The sequence below is a fragment of the Granulicatella sp. WM01 genome (genome assembly GCF_004570605.1).
Taxonomy (GTDB): domain Bacteria; phylum Bacillota; class Bacilli; order Lactobacillales; family Aerococcaceae; genus WM01.
The window spans coordinates 1-6,569 of sequence record NZ_SPPB01000076.1 but is presented as its reverse complement, the minus strand read 5'-3'; the positions used below and the strand labels follow the sequence as shown (position 1 = coordinate 6,569).

General features: G+C 31.8%; 4 protein-coding genes and 1 pseudogene. All 5 read left to right on the top strand.

All coding sequences use genetic code 11. The features are described 5' to 3' along the window. Positions 1-230 precede the first annotated feature (230 nt). Positions 231-2,081 (top strand): DNA primase, encoded by a 1,851-nt coding sequence (gene dnaG / locus E4T68_RS08010; protein WP_135125833.1) that lies wholly within the window; start codon positions 231-233, stop codon positions 2,079-2,081. 9 nt (positions 2,082-2,090) lie between these two features. Continuing rightward, the gene (gene rpoD / locus E4T68_RS08005; RefSeq protein ID WP_135125831.1) at positions 2,091-3,209 is read left to right on the top strand and encodes an RNA polymerase sigma factor RpoD; all 1,119 of its coding nucleotides are present in this window, start codon (positions 2,091-2,093) and stop codon (positions 3,207-3,209) included. Between the two features lie 176 nt (positions 3,210-3,385). Further along, the gene (locus E4T68_RS08000; protein WP_135125829.1) at positions 3,386-3,763 is read left to right on the top strand and encodes a CidA/LrgA family protein; all 378 of its coding nucleotides are present in this window, start codon (positions 3,386-3,388) and stop codon (positions 3,761-3,763) included. Next, positions 3,756-4,427: an LrgB family protein gene (locus tag E4T68_RS07995; RefSeq protein ID WP_167753868.1), complete on the top strand. Its 672-nt coding sequence runs from the start codon at positions 3,756-3,758 to the stop codon at positions 4,425-4,427. The genes E4T68_RS08000 and E4T68_RS07995 overlap by 8 nt, the downstream gene beginning before the upstream one ends. Before the next feature lie 1,648 nt (positions 4,428-6,075). Continuing rightward, positions 6,076-6,569: pseudogene (locus E4T68_RS07990) on the top strand (helix-turn-helix domain-containing protein); the annotation flags it as partial.

Here is a 6,569-nt window from a genome sequence, read left to right as displayed (position 1 = left end):
CTTTGATGACGTTATATTTTTTTATTTCATTCACTGTTAATTCTATCCTTTTCATATCTCTAGTTTATCATTTTGGGACATTTTGTCATTCGATTACTTTAAGACATTATCACATTCGATTGATATAAATTCAAGAATGTGATAATTCATCATTGAAAAAAATATCATAGAGATATATAATAGAAAGTGATTTTATTAAAATAGGTGTAGTGTCGATTGGGGTGAGTGATATGGCAATGATACCTAATGAAATTATTCAACGCATCAAACATCAAGTTAATATCGTAGATTTAATTGATCAATTTGTAGCACTAAAAAAACGTGGAAAAAATCATTTTGGTTTTTGTCCATTTCATGATGAGAGAACACCGTCTTTTTCAGTGTCAGAAGAAAAGCAAATTTATAAGTGTTTTAGTTGTGGTAGAGCAGGTAATGTCTTTTCTTTCTTTATGGAAAAAGATGGCTTAACTTTTGTAGAAGCCGTTAAAGAAGTGGCAGAATTGGGGAATGTTCCCGTAGATATTCACGTTTCTGATCAGATAGAACGAGAAAAATCTCCTGAACAATTAGTTGTTCAAAACGTGATTGCCATGCACCAATTAGCTGTGGAATTTTATCATCATATTTTATTACATACGCTTGAAGGAAAGACTGCTCTAACGTATTTATTAGAACGTGGTTTCACAAAAGAAACTATAGAAACATTTAAAATAGGTGTGTCGCCTGCTCAAAGGCATTTATTAGTCACACTTTTGAAAAATCAAGGTTATTCTGAAGAACTTATTCAACAATCAGGGCTTGTCAGTCAATATCAAGACACGCTCTTAGATCGTTTTAGTAACCGAATTATGTTTCCTTTGAGAAATGATAAGGGAGAATATGTAGCATTTTCAGGTAGGGTATATTTAAACGATGAAAGTCGGGATACAAGTGAGTTTAAAGAACCAAAATATTTAAATAGTCCAGAAACAAAAGTTTTTAATAAAGGTTCTTTTCTTTTCAATTTAGATTTAGCAAGACCTACTATTCGTAAAACATCAGAGTTTATGTTGTGTGAGGGATTCATGGACGTTTTAGCAACATGGCAGGCAGGCATTACAAACAGTGTAGCTTCCATGGGAACGAGTTTAACTGTTCAACAAATTCAGCAGCTAAAGCGATTAGGAAACAAAGTGATTATTGCCTATGACGGCGATGAAGCGGGACAAAAAGCTACAGACAGAGCTATTCAACTTTTACGTCAAGCTAGAGATATAAGCATCTATGTTCTACCTATGTTAGATAATATGGATCCTGATGAGTTAATTCAAGCTAAAGGGAGTGCCTATTTTCTTGAACATGTTAAACACGAACAAGAAACAGATTTTGCTTTTTATAAACGTTTTTATCGACAACATGATGCATTAGATTCACAACGTAGTCAATTAGATTATGTTGATATGCTTTTAAAAGAATTATTACATGTTTCCTCAATTACTGCACGTTCTATGTATATTAAAGAACTATCTGAGGAATTTAATATTGCTGAAGAGGCACTACAAAAACAATTTGATGTGTTTGCTAGAGAAACTGCGCAACTTAATCGTCAACAAAAACAAGCTAGTCAATTACAAGCGTCTATTCAAATTGAGCAGAGTACTAAGTCGGCATTAACGAAAAGACAAAAAGCCGAAAAACAATTATTAAAAAGGCTTTTAACTCAAGAAGACACGCAGAGAATCATAGCAGAAACGCACCAGACTATTGAATTTTCTACTGCATCAGATCAAGAACTATACTTATTGTTCTTAGCTTTGCAGCAATCTAGAACAGAAAAATTGTCTAGTTTAGAGTGGTTGGATATGTTTCAAGATAATTTAGAGTTGCGTAACCGTGTGGCAGATTTAATGTTAAGTGAATTTGATGAATGTATGAGTGATCAAGAAATTATTGATTTATTGAGTGTTATGGATAAAGATGATTTGCGGAAGATTTATCAACAAAAGAGAAAAGAGTACGCAGAGGCACAAAAAGCAAATGATGAAGAGTTGATGATTAGTATTTTACAAGAATTAACAGAATTAGCAAAAAAAATGAAGTGAGGGCAACAAATGACTGAAAACAAAAGTGTAACCAAAAAAGAAGAAATTGCAAAGTTATTAGCTGAACGGAAAGCATTCGGAACAGGAACTGTAACGTATCTTGAATTAGCTGATCGTATTGCGATCCCTTTTGAATTGAATGCAGAAGATATAGATGCTCTCATTCAAGAATTTGAAGATAATGGCATTGGTGTAGTGGACGAGAATGGCGAACCGACTGAACGTCAAATTGCCAATGAGGAAGAAGAAACGGAAAAATTATTAGCTGAAGCAGATGAATTGGTTGATGATTTAAATGTAAAAATTAACGACTCTGTGCGTATGTATTTAAAAGAAATTGGACGTGTTCCGTTATTGACGGCAGACGAGGAGATTACTCTTGCCTTGCGTATTGAAGAGGGGGATCAAGAAGCAAAACAAGCCTTGGCTGAAGCGAACTTACGTTTAGTTGTATCTATTGCCAAACGTTATGTTGGTCGTGGTATGCAGTTTTTAGATTTAATCCAAGAGGGAAATATGGGATTGATGAAAGCTGTTGAAAAGTTCGACCATACAAAAGGATTTAAATTTTCAACTTATGCAACATGGTGGATTCGACAAGCTATTACACGTGCTATTGCTGATCAAGCACGCACGATTCGTATTCCAGTTCACATGGTTGAAACCATTAATAAATTAGTACGTATTCAGCGTCAACTTGTCCAAGAATTAGGTCGTGAGCCATTCCCAGAAGAGATTGGTGAACAGATGAACCTTTCTCCTGATAAAGTTCGAGAGATTTTGAAAATTGCACAAGAGCCTGTATCTTTAGAAACACCTATTGGAGAGGAAGATGATTCTCATCTAGGTGATTTTATCGAAGATGATGGTGCAACAAGCCCAGCAGAACACACAGCCTATGCATTATTGAGAGAGCAATTAGAAGAAGTTTTGGATACATTGACTGATAGAGAGGAAAATGTGTTGCGTTTACGTTTCGGTTTAGATGATGGAAATGTAAGAACCTTAGAACAAGTTGGTAAAGTCTTTGGGGTAACACGTGAGCGTATAAGACAAATTGAAGCAAAAGCCTTACGTAAATTACGCCATCCAAGTCGCTCAAAACAGTTGAAAGATTTCTTAGAATAAGCAGTAAGTAAAGCAAGGTAGCACTTAATTAGGTGCTGCCTTGTCTTGTAATAATACGTGTTTAAGATAGTGCTAGACTTTATACAATTTAATCATAATAACTGAGTGTAACTATATTATGTTATAGAAGAGTAAAGCAAAAAAGTATAAATATTAAGTGGAAATAAGGAGAAAACATGAAATATATTAAGCAAATTAGCATTATTATGATAGTCTGTTTAATTGGTGAGTGGGTATCCAGCATCTTACCTTTTACAATGCCTGCTGGAATTATAGCAATGTTACTGATGTACGGATTACTAAGCATTAAATTTATTAAAGAAAAACATATTGCTGAAACGACGGACTTATTATTGCAGTTAATGCCACTGTTTATTATTCCAAGTAGTATTGCTATTATTAATTATTTGTCTATTGTACAAGCTATCTGGCTACAACTCATTATCATTTGTTTTATTGGTGTAATAATCACTTTTTTATGTGCCTATTTCACAACAAAATGGCTTATGGAGTGGCTGTATGCTGAAAAAGGAGAGGAGGAACAACATGACTAACTCACATTTAATTGGATTTATATTATGTGTTGTCACATACAGTATTGGACTATTGGTTCAAGAAAAAACCAAGTGGACGATTTGTAATCCTTTTTTATTAAGCATGAGTCTTATTTTATTTGTGATGTTAACTACAGGATATTCATTTGAGCAATTTAATAAAGGAGCAATGTATATTGCGTTTTTTCTCTTGCCAGCAACGTGTGGTTTGTCTTTAAATATTTACCGACAAAAACATATTTTGAAAGCATATTTTATTCCGAGTGTTTTAGGTTGTGTTGTAGGAAGTATAGCATCAATGAGTGTTACTTATTTACTTTGTATGCTTTTGGATATTGAACATACCATTAAATTATCTACATTACCACGCTCTATTACATCAGCTGTTGCAGCAGATGTTTCGACTCAAATTGGAGGAATTCCGTCCATTACATTATTGTGTGTTGTACTATCGGGGATGTTTGGAGCAATGTTTATTCCTTTACTTACAAAATATATGAAAAACGTAAATTCTGTTGCCTTAGGTATTGGAATAGGGAGTTCAGCTCATGTACTTGGAACGGCTAAGGCTATTGAATTAGGAGAAATTGAGGGAGCAATGAGTAGTATTGCCATTAGTATTAGTGGATTGATTACAGTTGTTTTAGCAACATTCATATCATAAAAAGTGTAGGTTAAAGTGACTAAGTCCACACTGGTAAGTGTCTTATTAATCATAATAAATATAGAGATAGACACATATTCAATGTATAAAAGTATAGTGTGTCAAAATAGTGGTCTATTCAATACATATTAAAAACGGCTTTAAACCAAGTGTTTTAATATCTTGGCTTAAAGTTTATATCTATAAAATGATGGAATGTGGAAAAACTAAACATTGTCTGAAGTGATGTGTTTAAAATTGTGGGAAATCAACGTTTATAAACGTTGATTTCCCACAATTTTTGTTATTTGGAAACTTTTTTCAGTGCCATTAAAACTTATAAAGTTATTATCAGATGTGATATAGAATAATTATTTTGGTTAGTGAATAAAAACAAAGTTATCATTGCAAATAAAAAGATGTTTAAAAATGGAAATATAATTCATTATTTATGTGAGCAAGTAAAATAAAAAGCTAAACGCACTGAAGTTTTTAAAAGTGAGTAGCAAGATAAATACAATATGATTTAATAGAGGAAAAAATGATATTATAGAATATTTAATATAATGTAAAAAAAGAGGAGCATTTTCCTTGCAGAATGAGTATCTGTATCAAAGATAGGCATAAAGTATGATTACCTTTTTTATGAATAAGAAATGAAACGTTGTGTAAACCGGGACTGAAACCAGTACAAAAGAAAAACGCCCTATGCAAAGCACAGGTGCGTTTTAAAGGGGATATATTAATGAAAAAATTTAGGGTATGTTTTCTGTTAAAGGTAGGGGAACCTTTAACATGGTATAGTATATAATGGTTTGCTTAAATTAACCTTAAAAAGTCTTAAAGAAATTTAAATAAATAATTTAGATTGAAAACATAGAATTTTTAATCATTGAAAATTGAAAAAACAGCCTATTATTAGTTTTCATATTATATAATATAAAAAATACTCGCAAGTTGTTGTTTTAAGTACATGTTTAATATAATAATCTCTTGTTTAAGATAGCTAGGTATTCATGTTGAAAAAGGAAGAATAAGGAAATAAGCTTAAGTATCTTGGTAGGGTAGTGTACGTTATCATCTATATGCAAAACATAGATTAGCAAACAGGCTATTCTTATCTACTGGACAAAACTGACATAAAGTAAGGTATAAGTAGAGGAATATTGATAAAAGGTAATCATCATATTATAAACAGAAAGATAATTTAATAACAAAGCGTTAAATAAGGCAAATTTTTGATATGTGATAAAAAATAATCTTTGAGTCTGGTGCCTAATTGTTAGACCTATTGCGACATATTAAAGCAATAGTATTTTTGTTTTTAACTGTATATCTATTTTCCCATTTTTTAATGAATGATATAATCTGTTTTATGCATAATAAAGAGGATATACTTTGTTGTGTATATAAAATCGTATTGCTGAACAAAAAGAGTGCATCAACATGATTATTTTTACATCACTAAGTGAAGCAAAGGGGCTAGGAAAAAAATCTCAAAATAATAAAAGCTGTGGAAATCTTCGTTTATAAACGAAGATTTCCACAGTTTTAAATAGATTACTTTAGACAATACTTGTTTTTTAATCACTTTTTATGTATCAATCGAATGTGATAATGTCTTAAAGTAATCGAATGACAAAATGTCCCAAAATGATAAACTAGAGATATGAAAAGGATAGAATTAACAGTGAATGAAATAAAAAAATATAACGTCATCAAAGCCGTTCATCATGGCAAAAAAACAAAACAACGTGCCTGTGTTGAATTAACTTTATCATTAAGACAAATTAACCGACTACTTAACAATTATGTTCAATTGGGTAAGTCAGCTTTTTCTCATAAAAATAAAAAACGCTCGCCAAAGCATAGTCTACCTGAATCTACTAAAACTTTTATTGTAGAACTATACCAATCATTTACCAATTTAAAACCTAATGTTGTTCATTTTACTGAAATTTTAAAACAAGAACATGGCATCAATTTAACAGATACAACTGTTCGTACCATTCTCTATAACCATGGGATGATTTCTCCCAAAACACATCGTAAAACAGTAAAACGACTAAAACAACAGAAAAAAGTAGCACAACAGGTGAGACATGAATTGTCTATAAACTTACCCCGTTCTTGTGAGTTTCTAGCAGATAGTAACACTATCCA

Excerpts from the sequence above, each read along its gene's own strand:
- E4T68_RS07995 (WP_167753868.1), top strand. The coding sequence starts at position 3,756 with ATGACTAACTCACATTTAATTGGATTTATATTATGTGTTGTCACATAC.
- E4T68_RS08000 (WP_135125829.1), top strand. The coding sequence starts at position 3,386 with ATGAAATATATTAAGCAAATTAGCATTATTATGATAGTCTGTTTAATT.
- rpoD (WP_135125831.1), top strand. The coding sequence starts at position 2,091 with ATGACTGAAAACAAAAGTGTAACCAAAAAAGAAGAAATTGCAAAGTTA.
- dnaG (WP_135125833.1), top strand. The coding sequence starts at position 231 with ATGGCAATGATACCTAATGAAATTATTCAACGCATCAAACATCAAGTT.